Origin of the sequence: Stutzerimonas tarimensis, from assembly GCF_042648805.1 — a bacterium.
Classification (GTDB): domain Bacteria; phylum Pseudomonadota; class Gammaproteobacteria; order Pseudomonadales; family Pseudomonadaceae; genus Azomonas; species Azomonas tarimensis.
In genome coordinates this window covers 809,222-830,033 of sequence record NZ_JBHRXZ010000022.1, presented here as the reverse complement: position 1 = coordinate 830,033, position 20,812 = coordinate 809,222, and the positions used below count along the sequence as shown (strand labels likewise).

The 20,812-nt window shown below is 66.1% G+C and carries 15 protein-coding genes; 8 read left to right on the top strand and 7 right to left on the bottom strand.

Going from position 1 to position 20,812, the window contains the following annotated elements:
* Positions 1–284: 284 nt before the first annotated feature.
* From nirD to ACFOMF_RS12930, 3 genes are all read right to left on the bottom strand, one after another.
* On the bottom strand, positions 285–656 hold the full coding sequence (gene nirD / locus ACFOMF_RS12940; protein ID WP_386365457.1) for a nitrite reductase small subunit NirD: 372 nt from the start codon (positions 654–656) through the stop codon (positions 285–287).
* On the bottom strand, positions 656–3,214 hold the full coding sequence (nirB, locus tag ACFOMF_RS12935) for a nitrite reductase large subunit NirB (protein ID WP_386365455.1): 2,559 nt from the start codon (positions 3,212–3,214) through the stop codon (positions 656–658). Before nirB ends, nirD begins: the two co-directional genes overlap by 1 nt.
* Before the next feature lie 1,161 nt (positions 3,215–4,375).
* A complete protein-coding gene (locus ACFOMF_RS12930; RefSeq protein ID WP_386365453.1) occupies positions 4,376–6,256 on the bottom strand; it encodes a sigma-54-dependent Fis family transcriptional regulator in 1,881 nt (626 codons plus the stop codon).
* 316 nt (positions 6,257–6,572) lie between these two features.
* Between ACFOMF_RS12930 and ACFOMF_RS12925 the strand changes: the two genes are divergently transcribed.
* Positions 6,573–8,399, top strand: a complete 1,827-nt coding sequence (locus ACFOMF_RS12925) for an NAD(P)-binding domain-containing protein (RefSeq protein WP_386365451.1) — start codon at positions 6,573–6,575, stop codon at positions 8,397–8,399.
* A 31-nt stretch (positions 8,400–8,430) separates the two neighbouring features.
* On the opposite strand, the gene ACFOMF_RS12920 is transcribed toward ACFOMF_RS12925, so the two are convergent.
* The gene (locus ACFOMF_RS12920; protein ID WP_386365449.1) at positions 8,431–9,468 is read right to left on the bottom strand and encodes an NAD(P)H-dependent flavin oxidoreductase; all 1,038 of its coding nucleotides are present in this window, start codon (positions 9,466–9,468) and stop codon (positions 8,431–8,433) included.
* Between the two features lie 25 nt (positions 9,469–9,493).
* Complete coding sequence (locus ACFOMF_RS12915) at positions 9,494–11,197, bottom strand: alpha/beta hydrolase (RefSeq protein ID WP_386365447.1); 1,704 nt, start codon at positions 11,195–11,197, stop codon at positions 9,494–9,496.
* A gap of 203 nt (positions 11,198–11,400) precedes the next feature.
* Between ACFOMF_RS12915 and ACFOMF_RS12910 the strand changes: the two genes are divergently transcribed.
* On the top strand, positions 11,401–12,810 hold the full coding sequence (locus ACFOMF_RS12910) for a DegQ family serine endoprotease (RefSeq protein WP_386365445.1): 1,410 nt from the start codon (positions 11,401–11,403) through the stop codon (positions 12,808–12,810).
* A 63-nt stretch (positions 12,811–12,873) separates the two neighbouring features.
* Here ACFOMF_RS12910 and ACFOMF_RS12905 read toward each other — a convergent pair whose 3' ends face one another.
* Positions 12,874–13,230, bottom strand: coding sequence for a hypothetical protein (locus tag ACFOMF_RS12905; RefSeq protein ID WP_386365443.1), 357 nt, complete (start codon positions 13,228–13,230; stop codon positions 12,874–12,876).
* 713 nt (positions 13,231–13,943) lie between these two features.
* Here ACFOMF_RS12905 and ACFOMF_RS12900 point away from each other — a divergent pair.
* The 6 genes from ACFOMF_RS12900 to ACFOMF_RS12875 all read left to right on the top strand — a co-directional run bounded on the left by ACFOMF_RS12900 (position 13,944) and on the right by ACFOMF_RS12875 (position 19,106).
* On the top strand, positions 13,944–14,789 hold the full coding sequence (locus tag ACFOMF_RS12900; RefSeq protein WP_386365441.1) for an urease accessory protein UreD: 846 nt from the start codon (positions 13,944–13,946) through the stop codon (positions 14,787–14,789).
* A gap of 8 nt (positions 14,790–14,797) precedes the next feature.
* Complete coding sequence (gene ureA / locus ACFOMF_RS12895) at positions 14,798–15,100, top strand: urease subunit gamma (RefSeq protein WP_386365438.1); 303 nt, start codon at positions 14,798–14,800, stop codon at positions 15,098–15,100.
* Positions 15,101–15,118: 18 nt separating this feature from the next.
* Complete coding sequence (locus ACFOMF_RS12890; RefSeq protein ID WP_386365436.1) at positions 15,119–15,661, top strand: GNAT family N-acetyltransferase; 543 nt, start codon at positions 15,119–15,121, stop codon at positions 15,659–15,661.
* Positions 15,658–15,963, top strand: a complete 306-nt coding sequence (locus ACFOMF_RS12885; protein ID WP_386365434.1) for an urease subunit beta — start codon at positions 15,658–15,660, stop codon at positions 15,961–15,963. Before ACFOMF_RS12890 ends, ACFOMF_RS12885 begins: the two co-directional genes overlap by 4 nt.
* Before the next feature lie 150 nt (positions 15,964–16,113).
* Complete coding sequence (gene ureC / locus ACFOMF_RS12880) at positions 16,114–17,814, top strand: urease subunit alpha (RefSeq protein WP_386365432.1); 1,701 nt, start codon at positions 16,114–16,116, stop codon at positions 17,812–17,814.
* Positions 17,815–17,909: 95 nt separating this feature from the next.
* The gene (locus ACFOMF_RS12875) at positions 17,910–19,106 is read left to right on the top strand and encodes a GAF domain-containing sensor histidine kinase (protein ID WP_386365430.1); all 1,197 of its coding nucleotides are present in this window, start codon (positions 17,910–17,912) and stop codon (positions 19,104–19,106) included.
* 357 nt (positions 19,107–19,463) lie between these two features.
* On the opposite strand, the gene ACFOMF_RS12870 is transcribed toward ACFOMF_RS12875, so the two are convergent.
* Positions 19,464–20,810 carry an APC family permease gene (locus ACFOMF_RS12870; RefSeq protein ID WP_386365428.1) on the bottom strand — a complete coding sequence of 449 codons (1,347 nt, stop codon included), beginning with the start codon at positions 20,808–20,810 and terminating at the stop codon, positions 19,464–19,466.
* Between the last annotated feature and the right edge of the window lie 2 nt (positions 20,811–20,812).

Below are 20,812 nucleotides of genomic sequence, written 5' to 3'. Positions count from 1 at the left end.
GGGTGGCGTCGAGCGGCTTGGGCTTGAGAGGAAATCGGGGGCTGTCCCTCCCGACTTCTCCCGACTTTGTTCCTCCCGACTTTCCCCTGGTGCGCCCAAACGCACCAGATGGCGGATAACACTCTCGGCAGACTCCTCGACTGCGCCACCCAACAGGCAAGCACCGACGTTCCGGAGCAGAACGTTTCAAAAAGCGAGGGCAGTAAGAGCTCGCAGCGCGGTTGGCTCACAGCATCCGGTAGGCTGGGCTTCAGCCGCCACCGAAGAGGCGCGTCGAACCGGGCTCAGGCCAGGCCCACCTCCACTGCATCACCCTGCAGGCGCACCGGCCAGACCTTCAATTGCTGCTCGGGGTACTCCAGGCAGCTGCCGTCCTTGAGCCGGTAATGCTGTTTGTAGAGCGGCGAGGCGATGACGAGGTCGCCCTTGAGCTGGCCGATGATGCCGCGCCCGATGACGTTGGCACCGGATTTCGGGTCCTTGTTGGCGATGGCGAAGACCTGCTCGCCCGCCTCGCCTCCCAGGTAAAACAGCGCCACCTGCTCGCCTTCGAGCCAGGCGACCACACCGGAGTTGGCGACCAGGTCCTGGCGGCGGCACAGGGCGCGCCATTGGATGGAACGGGCTTCGGCGCGCAGGGCGTTGGACTGGCTCATCAGAGGGCCTCCTCGGTAACGGGAATCAGGTGAAGTTCGGATGCCGTGGCCGGGCGACGCTGGCCGCGCTCCTTGACGAAGTGCACATCGGGATCGCCGCGCTCGTCGTTGACGAAGGTGCGGAAGCGCTTGAGCTTTTCCGGGTCGCTCAGGGCGTTGGCCCATTCGCATTCGTAGGCGTCGACCACCTGCTGCATCTGCGCTTCGAGCTCGGCGGCCAGACCGAGGCTGTCCTCGATGATCACGGCCTTGAGGTAATCCAGGCCGCCTTCGAGGGACTCGCGCCACACCGAGGTGCGCTGCAGCTTGTCGGCGGTGCGGATGTAGAACATCAGGAAGCGGTCGATGTAGCGGACCAGGGTCGCCTCATCGAGGTCGGTGGCGAACAGCTCGGCATGACGCGGACGCATCCCGCCGTTGCCCGAGACGTAGAGGTTCCAGCCGTTCTCGGTGGCGATCACGCCGATGTCCTTGCTCTGCGCCTCGGCGCATTCGCGGGTGCAGCCGGAGACGCCGAACTTGATCTTGTGCGGCGCGCGCAGGCCCTTGTAGCGGTTCTCCAGATCCAGCGCCATGCCGACGCTGTCCTGCACGCCGTAGCGGCACCAGGTGCTGCCGACGCAGGACTTCACCGTGCGCAGGCTCTTGCCGTAGGCGTGGCCGGTCTCGAAGCCGGCGGCGATCAGCTCGCCCCAGATGTCCGGGAGTTCGTGCAGCTGGGCACCGAACAGGTCGATGCGCTGGCCGCCGGTGATCTTGGTGTAGAGGTCGTATTTCTTCGCCACGGCGCCCAGGGCGATGAGCTTGTCCGGGGTGATTTCGCCACCGGCGATGCGCGGCACGATCGAATAGGTGCCGTTCTTCTGCATGTTGGCCATGAAGGTGTCGTTGGTGTCCTGCAGCGGAATCAACAGCGGATCGGTGATCGGCTGGTTCCAGCAGGAGGCGAGGATCGAACCCACCGCCGGCTTGCAGATGTCGCAGCCGACATGCCCGCGGCCGTGCTTCGCCAGCAGTTCATCGAAGCTGCGGATACCCTCGACGCGCACCATGCCGTAGAGCTCCTGGCGGGTGTAGGCGAAGTGTTCGCAGAGGCTCTTGTCCACCTCGACGCCCCGGGCGCTCAGCTCGTGTTCGAACACCTGCTTGACCAGCGCCGCGCAGCCGCCGCAGCCAGTGGCGGCCTTGGTCGCGGCCTTCAGTTCGCCCAGGTCGGTGATGCCTGCCTCGACCTGGCAGCACACCGCGCCCTTGGTGACGTTGTGGCAGGAGCAGAGGGTGGCGGTGTCCGGCAGCGCGTCGGCACCCAGCGCCGGAGCGCCCTCGCCGGCCGGCAGGATCAGCGAGGCCGGCTCATTCGGCAGCTTGATGCCGTTCTGCGCGTATTGCAGCAGGGTGTCGTAGTAGCTGTTGTCGCCCACCAGCACCGCGCCGATCACGTTCTTGCCGTCGGGCGAGACCACCAGGCGCCGGTAGCTGGCGGTCGCCTCGTCGATGAAGCGATAGCTCTTGGCGCCCGGCGTGGCGCCCTGGGCATCGCCGATGGAGCCGACGTCCACGCCCAGCAGCTTGAGCTTGGTGGACATGTCCGCCCCGGTGAAGGGCGCGTGCTCGGCGCCTGCCAGCTGGGCGGCGACGGCGCGCGCCATGCTGTAACCGGGCGCCACCAGGCCAAAGACACTGCCGTTCCAGCTGGCGCATTCGCCGATGGCGAAGATCGCCGGGTCCGAGGTGCAGCAGTTACTGTCCACCACCACGCCGCCACGCGGCGCGATGTCCAGCGCGGCGCTGCGGCCCAGGGCGTCCTGCGGGCGGATGCCGGCGGAAAAGAGCACGAGGTCGGTTTCCAGGTAATCGCCGTCCTGGAAGCACATGCGATAGGCGTATTCCTCGCCGACGATGATTTCCTGGGTCGCGCGGGACAGGTGCACCCCCACGCCCAGCGCCTCGATGCGTGCCTTCAGCGCGGCGCCGCCTTCCTCGTCCAGCTGCACCGGCATCAGCCGCGGGGCGAACTCCACCACGTGGGCTTCGAGACCAAGACTCTTGAGCGCATTGGCCGCTTCCAGACCGAGCAGGCCTCCGCCCACCACCACACCACGGCGGGCGCCGGAGGCGGCGGCGCGGATGCCGTCGAGGTCGTCGAGGGTGCGGTAGACCAGCCGCGAGTTGCCTTCGGCGCCCGGAATCGGCGGCACGAAGGGATAGGAGCCGGTGGCGAGGATCAGCCTGTCATAGGGCTGGCGGCCATCGGCGGTGACGATTTCCTTCGCCGCCCGATCGATCTCAAGCACCGGCACGCCCAGGTGCAGCTGCACCCCGTTGGCGTTGTAGTAATGGGCTTCGCACATGGCCAGCGACTCGGCATCGCGCCCGCCGAAGTATTCGGACAGGTGCACGCGGTCATAGGCGCGCTGGCGCTCCTCGCCATAGACATGCACCTGGTAGCGGGCCAGGGCGCCCTGCTCCACCAGCTGCTCGACACAGTTATGGCCGACCATGCCGTTGCCGATGATGACAAGCGTCTCGCGCTTGATCGGAGTGACGAGAGAATTCATAGCCTTTCCTCAGTCGTAGCCGCTGCCGGGCCCAAAAAAAAACGCAAAAAAAAACGCCTGGAGCTGTCGAAAGCTCCAGGCGTCTTTGCCTGATATCCAGTTGTAGGGGCGGGGTCACCGGCCACCTAGCCCTTCGCCGCGCGGGTGCCGTGCTGATCAGGAACGACCAACCCAGCCTGGCGGGAATGCAAAGGTGTTAGCAGGGGTCGTGCCAGGCTTGGCAGCGCGCGGCTGACGCGGGCCTTAATCGGACGTTAAAACGCCCGCATTTCAGGCACTTGAGTAGTTTTTTGATGACGACGGACTGACCGCCCGACGCCGCAAACGAGCCCGCCAGGCGCCGCTACGACGAACCAAAGCAGTGCACCAAAGAAGCGACCGCCTTCTTTCGGTGCAATCTGAAGACGAAACGCCCGAACAGGTGCACGGCCTAGCACCCGCCTTTCGTAGGAGCGAGTGGGCCGAACGCGGGCGCGTGGTGCAGGCACCGGCTTTTCGTAGCAGCGAGCTTGCTCGCGAAAGCAGGGCCCGCCACGGCGCGATGGGTGGGTCGCTGCGATTGCTTCGCGAGCAAGCTCGCTCCTACAGTTCGTATGGACCGAACGCGGGTGCATGGCGCAGGCACCGGCTTTTCGTAGCAGCGAGCTTGCTCGCGAAAGCAGGGCCCGCCACGGCGCGATGGGTGGGTCGCTGCGATTGCTTCGCGAGCAAGCTCGCTCCTACAGTTCGTATGGACCGAACGCGGGTGCATGGCGCAGGCACCGGCTTTTCGTAGCAGCGAGCTTGCTCGCGAAAAAGCAGAGCCCGCCACGGCGCGATGGGTGCGGTCGCTACGGTTGGTTCGCGAGCAAGCTCGCTCCTACAGTTCGCGTGGGCCGAACGCGGGTGCATGGCGCAGGCGCCGGCTTTTCGTAGGAGCGAGCTTGCTCGCGAAAGCAGGGCCCGCCACGGCGCGATGGGTGGGTCGCTGCGATTGCTTCGCGAGCAAGCTCGCTCCTACAGTTCGTATGGACCGAACGCGGGTGCATGGCGCAGGCACCGGCTTTTCGTAGCAGCGAGCTTGCTCGCGAAAGCAAGGCCCGCCACGGCGCGATGGGTGCGGTCGCTACGGTTGGTTCGCGAGCAAGCTCGCTCCTACAGGTCGGCGAGCCACTTCGTCGCTCAGGGACGCTTCAATCCGTTCCTGCGCAGCTTGCGGTAAAGCGTGTTTCGGCTGATGCCAAGATCCTCGGCGACCCGGCTCATCTGCCAGTGACGAGTTTCCAGCGCCGTCAGCAGTGCCTCGCGCTCGGCGAGCGCCAGCGGGCGGGCTTCGGCGGCGGGCAGCGTCTGGACGGGGAGAACTTCATGCAAGGCGTGCAGGTCGATCCGGTCGCTCTCGGACAGGGCCACCAGGGTGCGCAGGACGTTGCGCAACTGGCGCACATTGCCCGGCCAGGAATGCGCCAGCAGCGCCTCGCGAGCCGCCGGTTCCAGCACCACGGGCTGGCCAGCGGCTTCTTTTTGCAGCAGGTAGTCGATCAGCTCGCCGCGGTCGCTCCGCTCGCGCAGCGGCGGCAGCCTGACATGCAGGCCGTTGAGGCGGTAGAACAGGTCCTCGCGAAATTCGCCGCTGGCCACCATGGTCTGCAGGTCGCGGTGACTGGCGCTGATCAGCCGCACATCCAGGGGTTGTGGCGCATCGCCCCCCAGCGGCACCACCTGCCGCTCCTCCAGTACCCGCAGCAGCCGGGTCTGCAAAGCCAACGGCATGTCGCCGATCTCGTCGAGAAAAAGCACCCCGCCATTGGCCTGCTGCAGCTTGCCGGCCATGCCCTCCCGGCGCGCACCGGTGAAGCTACCGCCGCGATAGCCGAACAGCTCGCTCTCGATCAGGGCCTCCGGAATCGCCGCGCAGTTGAGCGCGACGAAAGGTTGCCCGGCACGCGAACTGGCGCGATGAAGCGCACGAGCGACTGCCTCCTTGCCGGTGCCGGTCTCGCCATGCAGCAGTACCGGCACATCGCGTTCGAGAACCCTGAGGGCCCGGGCGAAACCGGCCTGCATACCGGGATCGGCCAGGCACATGCCGTCGACCGCGGGGGGTTGGGCAACCGGCGAGGCGGCCACCGTACGCACGCGGACTCCACGCAATTGGCCGTGCAGCAATTGCCCGTCCTGGGTATGCAGCGGCCAGCAAGCGCCGGGCTGCGGGCGGGCGCGTTCGAGCAATGCCTCCAGGCGCAGGGCCAGCACGCTTTCGATTGAGCGCCCCAGCAACGCCTCGCGCCGCAAGCCGAGCAGGTTCACCGCGGCCTCGTTCACGGCGCTGATCCGGCCACCGCCATCGAAGGCCAGCAGGCCTTCGCTGAGCAGCCCGATGTATTCGGCCCGGGCATGGAAGCGCAGCAGGTAACTGTCTTCACAATGACGCAGAAACAGGCAACTCTCGATCAGTTTGGCCGACAGGGTAGCCAGCGCCATGGCGTGGAAGGTGTTCTGCCGCGACAGCTCCTCGCGGGCGCTGGACACGTTCAGCACCGCCTGCAGACCGCCGGACGGATCGAACAAGGGAATCGCCGAGCAGGTCAGCCGCGTATGCCGGCCGCGGAAATGCTCGTCGCGGCGGATGGTCAGGGGCTGGCGCTCCACCAGGCAGGTGCCGACGCCGTTGGTGCCTTCGACGGCTTCGTTCCACACCGCGCCGAGCCAGAGCCCGGCGCGCTCGAAAGCCGGCCGCTCCGAGTCGTGCGAGACACTGTCGATCACCACCCCCTCGGTGTCGGTGAGCAGAACGGCATGACCGGCACCGCCCAATTGCTGATGCAGGCTGGTCATCTGCCAGCGGGCGACGTTGATCAGTTCGTGCAGGGGCTCGCGGTGTTCTTCCAGGCGCGGCCGCTCGATCACGCAGGGCGCGGTCCGGCCGCCTGGATCGAGCCGATGACGCTCCAGGCAGCGCTGCCAGGAGCGGGCAATGGCCGGATCGGCCGGAGCGGAAGGCTGGCCTTCGGCAAAGCTTAGGACCCGATGGGCGTGCCGGGTAATCCACTGGGACATCATCTTCTTGTTGTTCTCCGCGCGCAGGACAGCGTGGGTGCAGGAAACAGCTTAGCAGGCCGTTGAAAAACGTAGGCGAGGCAGGCAAGACAAGGCCGATGGCGGCCCCGCAAAAACAGCCGAAAAAAGCGGAGTTTAGGTGTTGAGCGCTGTACCGAAAGCGGTACAGCGTGTCACGTCCCCTGCCCCACCGGTGATACAGGCGGCGCCCAGCGAAAACCCCTTCGACAACGCTCATCCCAGGCGCAGCGCGGCTTTGCGCGTTCTGGCCCCGCCTTTGCTCTGCTGCAAGCACCCTCACAACAACAAGAGAATGCCGATGAACATCCAAGTCGATCCCCTCCAGGCCCAGTCTCCCACTGCCCAGCTCGCCGCCTGGGTTGAAAACCTGTCCCAGCGACTCGCCCAACGCGACATCGACGGCGCCCTCGAACTCTTCGCCGATGATTGCCACTGGCGTGACCTGGTGTTGTTCTCCTGGAACCTGATCACCCTCGAAGGCAAGGGCGCCGTGCGTGACATGCTGGAAACCCGGCTGGAACAGACCCGCCCGGACCACTGGCAAGTCGAAGGCGACGCGGCTCTGGCCGATGGCGTGCTCGAAGGCTGGATCAGCCTGGAAACCGAGATCGCTCGCGGCAAGGGTTACGTGCGCCTGAAGGACGGCCTGTGCTGGACCCTGCTGACCACCATGCGCGAGCTCAAGGGTCATGAAGAACCCCTCGGCCGGCGTCGGCCGCTGGGTGCCCAGCACGGACACGGCCTGGCCGACAAGCGCAACTGGCTGGAGAGGCGCCGCGATGAAAAGGCCAGCCTCGGCATCACCGAGCAGCCCTACTGCCTGGTCATCGGTGGCGGCCAGGGCGGGCTTGGCCTCGGCGCGCGGCTCAAGCGCCTGGGCGTGCCCACGCTGATCGTCGATAAGGCCGAGCGCCCAGGCGACCAGTGGCGCGGCCGCTACAAGTCGCTGTGCCTGCATGACCCGGTCTGGTACGACCACATGCCCTACCTGCCCTTCCCCGATCACTGGCCGGTCTTTACCCCGAAGGACCAGATCGGCGACTGGCTGGAGATGTACGCCAAGGTGATGGAGCTGAACTACTGGGCCAGGACCGAGTGCGTGAAAGCCGCCTATGACGAGACCGAAGGCCGCTGGACCGTGGAGGTGCTACGCGACGGCAAGCCGATGACCCTGAGACCCACCCAGCTGATCCTTGCCACCGGCATGTCCGGAGTGCCCAACGTACCGCAGTATCCGGGTGCTGAAAGCTTTGCCGGCCAGCAGCACCACTCCAGCAAGCACCCCGGCGGCGATGCCTGGCGCGGCAAGCGGGCGGTGGTGATCGGCGCCAACAACTCGGCCCACGACATCTGCGCCGACCTGGTGGAGAACGGTGTGGAGGTGACCATGGTGCAACGCTCCAGCACCCATATCGTCCGCTCCGACTCGCTGATGGACATCGTCTTCGGCCCCCTGTATTCCGAACAGGCGCTGGAAAACGGCATCACCACCGACAAGGCCGACATGCTGTTCGCCTCGATTCCCTACAAGGTGCTGCCCGAATTCCACCGCCAGGCATTCGAGCAGGTGAAGGCGCGCGACAAGGACTTCTACGACCGCCTGACGGCGGCCGGCTTCATGCTCGACTTCGGTGACGACGAGTCCGGGCTGTTCCTTAAATATGTGCGCCGTGGTTCGGGCTACTACATCGACGTGGGCGCTTCCGAGCTGATCGCCAACGGCACCATCAGGCTCAAGAGCGGCCCGGGGCTGAACGTCGACCACATCGAAGCGGATGCCGTGGTGCTCTCTGACGGCAGCCGCCTGCCGGCGGACCTGATCGTCTATGCCACCGGCTACGGTTCGATGAACGGCTGGGCCGCGAAGCTGATTTCCCAGGAGGTCGCGGACAAGGTGGGTCGCTGCTGGGGGCTGGGCTCGGGCACCACCAAGGACCCGGGCCCATACGAGGGCGAGCTGCGCAACATGTGGAAGCCCACCCAGCAGGACAACCTCTGGTTCCACGGCGGCAACCTGCACCAGTCGCGGCACTACTCGCTGTATCTGGCGCTACAACTCAAGGCCCGCTTCGAAGGACTCGACACCTCGGTGTACAAGCGCGCGCCGAGCCATCACAAAGGCTGACGCCAGCCGTGCCCGGCGCGCAGGCCGGGCCTCAGCCCTTCATCTCCCTCGCCAGGGCCGCCACCAGTTCCGCCGCCGGCAGCGCGCGGGCCAGTGGCGCGCCCTGCCCCGCCCACTGCACCGCGAAATCGTCGCACCCCTTGGCCGAGGCCGCCGCGTGCAGTGCCTTGGCCGCATCGTAGCTGATGGGGTAGTCCGGCACGACTGGCGCACTCGCGATGCCCACGTCGCTGAACAACCGGTTGACCAGCCCCCTCGCCGGTCGCCCGGAAATCGCCGAGGTAATGGCCGTCCGCTGCGCCCGCTCGCTACCCAGCGCCTCACGGTAACTGGCGTTCGCGGCCGATTCCGGACACAGGATGAAGGCCGTGCCCAATTGCACGCCTTGAGCACCCAGCTCCATCGCTGCCCGTATTCCACGCCCGTCCATGATGCCGCCGGCGGCGACCACAGGCAGCCGAACCTGGGTCGCCAGCAACCGGGTCAGCGCCAGAGTGCCGATCAACGCATCGCCCCGCTCAGGGTCGAACACGCCTCGATGGCCGCCGGCCTCGGCTCCCTGGGCGATGATGATATCGATCCCGGCCGCTTCGATCTGGCGTGCTTCATCGAGGGTGGTGGCGGTGGCCATGAGCCGAATCCCGGCGCCTTTCAAGCGCGCGATCCAGCTCGGCTCCGGCAGGCCGAAATGAAAGCTGACCACCGCGGGGCGCTCGCTCAGCAGCAATTCGAGCATCGCCGGGTCGGCGAGAAAGCTCCGGTAGATCTCGCGGAGGACGGTGGGCGGGCGGGTATCGAACTCGGCGAACAACGGCGCCAGATGCCGGCACCAGTCAGCCTCGCGGGAGGCGTCCGCCACGGCAGGGCGATGGCAGAACAGATTGACGTTGAACGGCCGACTGGTCAGCGCTCGCGTCTCGACGATCATCGCCCTGGCCTGTTCTGGCGTACTGGCGCCCAGGCCAATGGAGCCAAGGCCGCCGCTGTTGGACACCGCGGCGGCCAGCCGTGGGGTGGAAACGCCCACCATGGGCGCCTGGATGATGGGCAGGTCGATGCCTGGAATCATGTGCTCTCCTGGGGACGGCGAGACCTCAACCGCCACGATTCTGATATGCCGCCTCATGGCCTTCGGCCTCGGCCGCCCGTTCCACTTCCCGGGTCAGGTGCTGCCGGAGCCGCTCCAGACCCTCGGGCGACCAGCCGGGCGCGTCGCTGACAGCGACCCAGCCGTTGAGGTAATGCGCCGGGGCATAGACATGGCCATGTCCCATGGGCGCCGGCGAGTTGACCGCCATGTCGAGCGCCAGCTGCAGCATGGTCACCACCGGAAACCAGCGCAGTTGCGGCGAGACGTCCGGGCCACGCGGCTCGGCCATCCAGTCAGGGCGTCGATAGAGGTAACGATAACTGAAGAAGGTCACCGGATCGCTGGCGTATTGCAGGAAGACGATGCGCATCGGCCCCCAGGGCGCATCGGCTTCAGCGGGAAATCCGTCCTGGTTCATGAAGCGCACCAGCGAGCCATCGCGAAATTCCGGTAGCCAGGCCGGCGTGCCCGGGTTGCGCGCCTCGGTGATGGCCCGCCAGGTCCGGCTTTCGTAGGGCGGGCCGCTCCACAGTGCGCCGTCGATGGGGTCGCCGATCATCTCGTAGAGCGAGGTGGAGCGCTCCGAATGCATGGCACCCAGGCTCAGGCCGTGCAAGTAGAGCCTCGGCCGCTGCGCTTTTGGCAGGCTCGACCAGTGCCCGTAGATCCGCGAGAACAGCGCGCGCGCCGAGTCGGTGCCGTACTCGGCCTCCACCAGCAACGACAGCGGACTGTTGAGGTAGGAATACTGCATCGCCACCGTGGCGATATCGCCGCCATGCAGGTACTCGACCGCGTCCATCGCCGAAGGATCGACCCAGCCGGTGCCCGTCGGGGTGGCGATCACCAACAGCGAGCGTCTGAAGGCGCCGGTGCGGATCAGCTCCTCCAGCGCCAGCTCGGCACGCTGTTCCGGCGTCTCGGCGGCGCGCAAGCCAACGTAGATCCGGATCGGCTCCAGCGCCTCGCGGCCCGACACCGCGGCGATGTCGTCAGCCGACGGGCCCGAGATGATGAACTCGCGGCCCGCCCGGCCAAGCTCCTCCCAGCTCAGCCGCGAAGCCGGACTGCCGCCCTTCAGCGGCGAAGCCGGCTGTGCCGCCTGCGGGTCGATCAGCGCGTCGTACTGGGCAAAGGTGGCATCCAGCCCGCGCAACGCCAGGCGCAGCAGCACATCGTTGGTGACAGCCCAGAACAGCGCCACCGCCACCGCCACCCCGACCACGTTGGCCACCCGCCGTGGCATGAAGCGCCGCACTCTTCGCGCGACGAAGCGGTAGACCGCCCGCCACAGGCGAGCCAACGCCAGCAAGGCCAGGAAGGTCAGCGCCGCGATCAGGCAGACCTGCAGCGGGTGCCCGGTCATCACCGGCTCCAGGCCCATCAGCGAGCGGATCGAGTTCTGCCAGTCGACCGCCTGACGCAGGAAGATGATCGTCAGCACCACACAGAGCAGCGCGATGCCCAGGTTCACTGCGTCCCGCCAGTCGTCAGGCGGCTCGCGCAGCTCCATGTACCGCCACAGCCAGCGCCAGAACACGCCGATGCCGTAGCCGGCAGCGAACGCACAGCCCGAGAGGATGCCCTGGGTGACAGGGCTGCGCGGAATCAGCGTCGGGGTCAGTGCAGCGGCAAAGAACAGGGTCCCCAGCAGCAGTCCGATCCCGGAGAACGAGCGCCACAGCGTGACGAGATGGCCAATCTTCAACAGAACCCTCCTGGCGGGCGGCTGATTGGCCGTTGGGCAGCAGGGGCCGCACGCCGTTCCGCTCCAATCTGTGCTTACAGATCCTTTACCATTGCGTGACCGAGCCTGACATTAAGCCGTTGTACAGTGCACACTGGTTGCTCTGACCTCGCCAACGGTGGGGTCAGAGCAGAATGTTCGACAATCGGAGTAGCCAAGCCATCATGTCTCTTCGCAACCCCTTGCTGAGCATCACGGCAGCCTTCGTGCTGCTCGCTCAGGCCGCCGTGGCGCATGCCGCGCTACCGGATTTCACCTCCCTGGTGGAGCAGGCCTCGCCCGCGGTGGTGAACATCAGCACCAAGCAGAACCGCCCCACCCAAGGCGCGGGCGCACAGATGCCCGACCTTCACGGCCTGCCGCCGGGCTTTCGCGAGTTCTTCGAGCGGGGCATCCCGGGCGCTCCCGGCCGTGGCCAGCAACGTCCCGCCCAGTCGCTGGGCTCGGGCTTCATCATTTCCGACGACGGCTACGTGCTGACCAACCACCATGTGATTGCCGATGCCGACGAGATCGTCGTGCGCCTGCCCGATCGCAGCGAGATGCAGGCCACCCTGGTCGGCGCCGACCCGCGCACCGACGTCGCCCTGCTGAAGGTGGACGGCAAGGCACTGCCCACCGTGCAGCTCGGTGACTCGAACAGGCTGCGCGCCGGTGAGTGGGTGGTAGCCATCGGCTCGCCGTTCGGCTTCGACCACACCGTGACCGCTGGCATCGTCAGCGCCACGGGGCGCAACCTGCCGAGCGACGGCTACGTACCCTTCATCCAGACCGACGTGGCGATCAACCCCGGCAACTCCGGCGGGCCCCTGTTCAATCTCGACGGCCAGGTGATCGGCATCAACTCACAGATCTACACCCGCTCGGGCGGCTTCATGGGCGTGTCCTTCGCCATCCCCATCAGCGTGGCGATGAACGTGGCCGACCAACTGCGTGAAACCGGCCGGGTCAGCCGCGGCTGGCTGGGCGTGGTGATCCAGGACGTGAACCGTGACCTCGCCGAATCCTTCGGACTCGAGCGTCCGGCCGGAGCCCTGATCGCCCAGGTGGTCGCTGGTGGCCCGGCAGAAAAAGGCGGTCTGCGGGTCGGCGACGTCATCCTGTCGGTCAATGGCCAGGCCGTGGTGATGTCCGGCGACCTGCCCTACCTTGTCGGTAGCAGCAAACCCGGCACTAAGGTGCGACTGGAAGTGGTCCGCGATGGCAAGCGCCACAACCTCGACGTCGCCATCGGCGCGATGCCGGACGGCGACCCGCTGGCCGCCGCCGATGCGCCCAATGGCGCAGCCTTGAGCAGCAAGCGCCTGGGCGTGACCGTGGGGGAGCTCTCTGCCGAGCAGAAGCAGGCCCTCGGCCTGCGCGGCGGGGTCATGGTCCGCGAAGTTGGCCAGGGTCCGGCAGCCGCCATCGGCTTGCGCCAGGGCGATGTCATCACTCATCTGAACAACCAAGTGGTGGACTCGGCGAAGAGCTTCGTCCAGGCCGCCGAAGGGCTGCCACGCGATCGCTCGGTCTCCATGCGGGTTCTGCGCGAAGGCCGCGCCAGCTTCATCACCTTCCGCCTGCCGAACTAGCCATCAGGCACAGCACGCAAAAGGCCCGCATCCGCGGGCCTTTTGCATTCCTGGCGGGTCGCCTCAGGGGCGCTTTTCGTCAGGATGGGTTTCGTGCCCCATGGGGGTGGTGTCTGGCAGGGCAACGCCCGGCGCTTCGAAGTCCGGGCTGTGTACTTCCGAATCCAGCGGCATATGACTGTAGCGCTCGATCGAAGGGTCAGGCTGCGTGTGCTTTGGCTCGTCGAGCAGGCGCTTGGCCTCGCAGCGACCGCTCATGCCACGCACTAGCGCCAGACCTCCCACGGCCATTTGCGCCAGGCCGATCAGGCCGCCGCGGCGCATCCCCTTGCCCAGCAGGATCAGACCGCCACCCACCGAGGCCGCACGTTCCCAGCCATGCAGATTCTGCGGCTCGTTCTTGTCGGGTATCAACTTCATGTTGCGCGTCTCCTCAAGGTCATCGTTATAGATGACTTGCCGCGCCGGCCAGCGTTCCTTGAAGCGGCGCTGCGGATCAGATGAAGCACAGCGAGAGGAAAAACACGAGGTTCTGAAACGACTCAAGGGAGCCGAAGCCCCCTTGAGAATATTGCTGTGCAAGCGTGATTGTTGTTGTTTTGCTTGCCCCTCCAAGGGAGGGAGCGCCAACCGGCGCCAGGAGATAACGGATACTTTTGGATGCCGAGAAACCCACCAGTCGGGATGCTGCTCGTGCAGTCTTGTTCTTTTCACGCTGGTCGCTGGGGTCGCCCCCGGCCGAAACTCTACTCCAAAAGAATCAGTTAGCTTCGCCTCCGCTGTCTTGTCTTTATTATGCTAGAGCCGATTCATGTTGTTTTTATTAGGGTTTGTCACTTGTTATTGTTGTTCTGCAGAAAGCTAGAGCAGACTTTGTGCCATCTTTTGTAAATCCTTATATTTCAACAAGTTAATAAAAGAATTAAGCCGCGCAGGCATAAATTTCGTACCGCATTCGTTACCGTATCACCCGCCTCCGGTTACACATGATGTCGCACGGTAACAGCGCAGCGCAGGCGCCCACGCCCCCTTTCGAGGCAGCCCCGCACGCTCTCGCCATGCGCGCACCGGCTGTTCATGGAGGCGTCACCCGCAAGGGGTTACACTGGCCACTTTCCCTGACTCTCCCGCCCATGAACGCACCCTTGAGCACCCCGCTATTCACCCCCGCCTGGCAGGCCTCGCTGGAGCTCGCCTATGGTCGTGCGGGAAACGGCACGCGCCCGCTGCTGCGCCGCCACAGCGGCCCGCTGCGGGTGCAGAAGCACCTCTACGCCGAAGGCCCCGAGGTCTGCCAGCACATTCTCGTGCATCCCCCGGGCGGCATCGCCGGCGGTGACGGCCTGCGCATCAGCGCTCGTGTCGAGGCCCACGCCTGGGCGCAACTGACCAGCCCTGGCGCCGCCAAGTGGTATCGTGCCGCCAGCCCGGCCCATCAGGTGATCCACCTCAGCGTCGCCCCGGGCGCCACCCTCGAGTGGCTGCCCCAGGAAACCATCGTCTATTCAGCCGCCCAGGCCGAACTGAGTACCCGGATCGATCTCCAAGGGGATGGACGACTGTTCTACTGGGACATAGTCGCACTGGGCCGGCCGGCCAGTGGCGAGCGTTTCGACCGTGGACATTTCCAGTCGCGCCTGGACATCCGGCGCGATGGCGTGCTGCTCTGGCATGAGCGCCAGCGCCTGGTCGGCGGCGATGCATTGCTCGACTCACCGATCGGGCTCGCCGGCCAGCCGGTGTTTGCCACACTCATTGCCAGCGGCGATATCGATTTGGAATTATTGCAACAGTGCCGTGAACTCCGCGGTCATGCGGTCGTGCGCAGCGATCTTACCCAACTGCCGGGCGTGGTGCTCGGGCGGTGCCTGGCCAGCGAAGCGCTGCACGCGCGCGCCTGGCTGATCGACGTCTGGCGCCTGCTCCGCCCTGCCCTGCTCGGACGCCATGCCGTCCCTCCGAGAATCTGGAACACCTAGGACCCACCATGGACCTGACGCCGAGAGAAAAAGACAAACTGCTGATCTTCACCGCCGGACTGGTGGCCGAGCGCCGGCTGGCACGCGGCTTGAAGCTCAATTACCCAGAAGCCATGGCCTACATTTCCGCCGCGCTGCTCGAGGGCGCGCGCGATGGCCAGACGGTTGCCGACCTGATGCACTACGGCACCACCTTGCTGAAGCGGGAACAGGTGATGGAGGGTGTCCCCGAAATGATCCCCGAGATCCAGATCGAGGCCACCTTCCCCGACGGAACCAAGCTGGTGACGGTGCATCAACCCATTGCCTGATCGACCAAGGAAAACGTCATGCGCATACGAGACGCCCAGGAAGGAGATCTGCCCGGCATACTGGCCATCTACAACGAAGCCGTGCTGAGCAGTACCGCAGTGACCAACGAACACACTGTCGACCTGGAAAACCGCCGTGACTGGCTGCACGGCCTCTGGGCCCAGGATTTCCCGGTGCTGGTGGCGGTGTCCGACGAGGATCAGGTGCTGGCCTATGCTAGCTACGGCCCCTGGCGGCCGTTCGATGGCTTTCGCTTTACCGTCGAACACCGGGTCTACGTACGCGAAGACCAGCGCGGCGGCGGCATTGGCCGGGCAATTACCCACGAGCTGATCGAGCGGGCGCGTATGGCCGGCAAACACGCCCTGATCGGCGCCATCGAAAGCGAAAACCGCGCCTCGGTGCACATGCACCAACAGCTTGGCTTCCTCCACGTAGGCCAGCTCCGCCAGGTTGGCCGCAAGTTCGACCGCTGGCTGGACATCACCCTGATGCAACTGACCATCGCCCCGCGCGATCCCGCCGCACCTACTTCCATGCCCACGGAGCAACAGCCATGATTCCTGGCGAATACCAGATCGCGGAGGGCGACATCGAACTCAACGTCGGCCGCCGCACCCTGACCCTGTCGGTGGCCAACAGTGGCGACCGCCCGATCCAGGTGGGCTCGCACTACCACTTCCAGGAAACCAACGACGCCCTGCTGTTCGACCGCACGCAGGCTCGCGGCATGCGCCTGAACATCCCCGCCGGCACCGCGGTACGCTTCGAGCCAGGCCAGAGCCGCGACGTCGAACTGGTGGAACTGGCCGGCGAACGGACCGTGTACGGCTTTGCCGGGCGGGTCATGGGAAAGCTCTAGCAAGCTGCAAGCTAGGGCAAAGCAACCCGGTGCTTTTTTACGCACGCTTTTTCAACCTGGGCGAAAGCCAGGCGCTCCGTGAGCAGGCGAGCACGGCCTCGCTTTAGTTCGCGGCTCGCGGCTTGCGGCTCGTCCTCCGAGGGATCAGAAATGAAAGTCAGCAGACAGGCCTACGCCGACATGTTCGGCCCCACCGTTGGCGACAAGGTGCGCCTGGCCGATACCGAACTCTGGATCGAGGTGGAGAAGGACTTCACCGTCTACGGCGACGAGGTGAAGTTTGGAGGGGGCAAGGTCATCCGCGACGGCATGGGCCAGAGCCAGCTGTGTGCCGCCGAGGTGGTCGACACAGTCATCACCAATGCGCTGATCCTCGACCACTGGGGCATCGTCAAGGCCGACGTCGGCCTCAAGGACGGACGCATCGCCGCCATCGGCAAGGCCGGCAACCCGGATATCCAGCCCGGCGTGAGCATCGCCATCGGCGGCGCCACCGAAGTGATCGCTGGCGAGGGCATGATCCTGACGGCGGGCGGGATAGATACCCATATCCACTTCATCTGCCCGCAGCAGATCGAAGAAGCCCTGATGAGCGGCACCACCACCATGATCGGCGGCGGCACCGGGCCGGCCACCGGCACCTACGCCACCACCGTCACGCCGGGGCCATGGCACATGGCGCAAATGCTCAAGGCCGCCGAAGCCTTCCCGATGAACATCGGCTTCACCGGCAAGGGCAACGTCTCGCTGCCCGAACCGCTGATCGAACAGATCGCGGCCGGCGCCATCGGCCTCAAGCTGCACGAGGACTGGGGCACCACCCCGGCGGCCATCGACAACTGCCTGAGCGTGGCCGACCAGTACGACATCCAGGTGGCGATCCACACCGACACGCTGAACGAATCCGGCTTTGTCGAAACCACCCTCGGTGCCTTCAAGGGGCGCACCATCCACACCTACCACACCGAGGGCGCCGGCGGCGGCCATGCTCCGGACATCATCAAGGCCTGCGGCTTCCCCAACGTGCTGCCCAGCTCCACCAACCCGACCCGGCCGTTCACCCGCAACACCATCGACGAGCACCTGGACATGCTGATGGTCTGCCACCATCTCGACCCGAGCATCGCCGAGGACGTGGCCTTCGCCGAAAGCCGCATCCGCCGCGAAACCATCGCCGCGGAGGACATCCTCCATGACCTGGGCGCCTTCTCGATGATCAGCTCCGACAGCCAGGCCATGGGCCGCGTCGGCGAGGTGATCACCCGCACCTGGCAGACCGCCGACAAGATGAAACGCCAGCGTGGCGCCCTGCCCGGCGACGGCGCGGGCAACGACAACTTCCGCGCCAAGCGCTACATCGCCAAGTACACCATCAATCCGGCGATCACCCATGGCATCAGCCACGAGGTCGGTTCCATCGAGGTCGGCAAGTGGGCGGACCTGGTGCTCTGGCGCCCGGCCTTCTTTGGCGTCAAGCCGACGCTGATCCTCAAGGGCGGGGTCATCGCCGCCAGCCTGATGGGCGACGCCAACGCCTCGATCCCGACACCGCAGCCGGTGCATTACCGGCCGATGTTCGGCAGCTACGGCGGCAGCCTGCATGCGTCGAGCTTCACCTTCATCAGCCAGGCGGCGTTCGAGGCCGGCGTGCCGGAACAGCTGGGGCTGAAGAAGAAGATCGGCGTGGTCAAGGGCTGCCGCACCGTGCAGAAGAAAGACCTGATCCACAACGACTACACGCCGACCATCGACGTGGACCCGCAGAACTACCAGGTCAAGGCCGATGGCCAACTGCTCTGGTGCGAGCCGGCCGACGAACTGCCCATGGCACAGCGCTACTTCCTGTTCTAATAGCTACCGTTTCGGTGGGTCGAATGACCCACCACGGCTCGCCCCGGCAACGCCCCATTCGGAGCACGGCCGCCCTCAATGCCCGGTAGGCAAGAATGCTCCGCTTCGTCATCAATGATCTCGATACCGTCGGCCGGATTGGCGCCGTGCCGGCCATCCTGCAAGTGGTGTTGGACACCACCGGCCTGCGCTTCGCCGCCGTGGCCCGGGTGACCGACGACTCCTGGACTGCCTGCGCGGTACTGGATCGCATCGATTTCGGCCTTCCGGTGGGTGGCGAGCTGGATGTGGGCAGTACGCTGTGCCACGAGGTTCATGCCAGCCGAACGCCCATCGTCATCAACAGGGTCAGCGAAGACGAGCGTTACTGCAACCACCACACCCCGCGCCTGTACGGCTTCGAGAGCTACATCTCGATGCCGATCTTCCGCACCGATGGCACCTTCTTCGGTACGCTGTGCGCGCTCGACCCGCTGCCGGCAGAGCTCGACCAACCGCGCATCATCGCCATGATGGAATCCTTTGCACGGCTCCTGGCGCTGCAGCTGGAAGCCGACGAGCAGTTGCAGGCGACCCAGACGGCATTGTCCAGCGAACGGCAAACCTCGGAGCTTCGCGAACAGTTCATCGCCTTGCTCGGGCATGACCTGCGCAACCCCTTGTTTTCCATCAGCGCCAGCGCCGAGATGCTCCTGCGCAAGTCCCGGGATCCGCTGGCGTTGAAGGCCGCAGGACATATCCAGAGCGCCAGCCAGCGCGCTTCCCGCCTGGTGGACGATGTACTGGATTTCGCCCGTGGCCGGCTGGGCAACGGCATCCCCCTGCGCATCGCGTCCTGCCCGACGCTGGAAAAGACCTTCCACGAGGTGGTGGCAGAGCTGCGTGAGCACTATCCCGAGCGATTGATAGACATCGCCATCGAACCGCTCGGCAGCATCGATTGCGATTCCGATCGTCTGGCCCAGCTTCTCTCGAACCTGCTGGCCAACGCGCTGCTGCATGGCGCCGAGGACGGCCGCGTCAGGGTCAGCGCTCGGCGGCAAGACGACTGGCTGCTGCTTGAGGTGAGCAACCCGGGAACGCCGATCCCGCTCGAGCGGCTGGCACGCCTGTTCCAACCTTACTGGCGCGCCCCTGACGAAGCACCCGCACAGGGCCTCGGCCTCGGCCTGTATATCGTCAACGAAATCGCACGCTCACATGGCGGCTCGATGGAGGCCAGCTCCAGCCTCGAAGAGGGCACCCGCTTCTGCCTGAAGATACCACTGACGGCCCCTGGCAGCGCGGCGTGATCGGTTGTGCCCTTCCTCAAGGCGCGCGCCCAGGCCCCCGTAGGTCGGATTAGCGCAGCGTAATCCGACATCAGCCGCGCCGCGGCTCCCCCTCCCGCTCCGCACGTCAGTCCGCCGACTCGGCGACCGGCACCGGACGTCGCAGCAGCAATAGCGGCAGCACCGTAGGTCGGATTAGCGCAGCGTAATCCGACATCAGCCGCGCCGCGGCTCCCCCTCCCGCCCCGCGCGTCAGTCCGCCGACTCGGCGACCGGCACCGGACGTCGCAGCAGCAACAGCGGCAGCACCGTAGGTCGGATTAGCGCAGCGTAATCCGACATCAGCCGCGCCGCGGCTCCCCCCTCCCGCCCCGCACGTCAGTCCGCCGACTCGGCGACCGGCACCGGACGTCGCAGCAGCAACAGCGGCAGCCCAGCGGCCAGCACTACCAGACCCAGCAACGCCCCCAGGCCTGCATACACCGCGCTGGACCAGAACAGCCCCAGGCAGCTCAGGGCGAACAGCAGCGGCAACAGCGGATAGAGCGGCACCCGGAACGGTCGTGGCTGATGCGGATGGCGCTTGCGCAAGCGCATCAGCGACAGGGCGGTAAGGCCCATGAACAGCCAGAACACCGGCGCGGTATAGGCCACCATGGCTTCCACGCCACTGGCGCTGAAGGCGCCGAAGAGCACCAGCAGGAGAGTGATGCCGCCCTGCACCAGCAGGGCCCGCACCGGCGTCGCGCCGCGCTCGTTCCAGGCGCCCAGCAGACTCAACTGTGGCACGTCGCGGCCAAGGGCGTAATAGACCCGGGCACCGGTGAGCACCGTGGCATTGAGCGTGCTGAGCGCTGCAAAGCAGATCAGAAGACTGAGCAAGGCGGCGGCCCAGGGCCCGGCGACGATTTCCATCAGGTCGGCGCCCACCGCGCCCGAAGCACGCAGCCCGGCGAGTCCGAAGATCTGCAGAAAGGCAAGGTTGGCCAGCAGGTACAGCAGGGTGACCACCAGGGTGCCGATGAGCAGCACACGTACCATGTTGCGCCCGGGATCGCGCAGCTCCCCGGACAGGTAGGCCGCCTCGTTCCAGCCACCGTAGGTGAGCAGCACGAACACCATCCCCATGCCCAGCAGGCCAGGTGCCAGGCCAACAGGCTCCGCTGCGGCGACGGGCTCGGCGTTGCCGCCGATGAATAGCCCGGCCACCACCATCGACAGCACCGCGAGCAGCGTCAGGGCGCTGAGCACGAGCTGGGCGCGCTTGGATTCATGGGTACCGAGCATGTTCAGCGCGGTCAGCGCCAGCACCGAGAGCCCCGCCCACAGCGCCACCCCATGAGTTCCCAGCGGCAGCAAGCGCTGGGCGTACTCGCCGAAGATGAAGGCCACGGTGGCGATCGCGCCGGTCTGGATCACCGAGCCACGCGCCCAGGCGAACAGCAGAGCCACCCGTTCGCCCCAGGCATGGCGCAGATAGTGATACTCGCCACCGTGGTCGGGAAACGCCGAGCCAAGCTCGGCATAGCACAGCGCTCCGACCAGCATCACCAGCCCGCCGGCAAGCCACAACCCGATGTACACCAGGCCGGAGTCCGCGTGCATCGCCACCAGCGGCGGGAAGCCGAAGATGCCAACCCCCACCACGACGCCCACCAACACAGCCACGCCGTCGAGTACCGACAGGCCGGCCGAGTGCCTCCCCAGGGAGGCGGATGCATTCATGG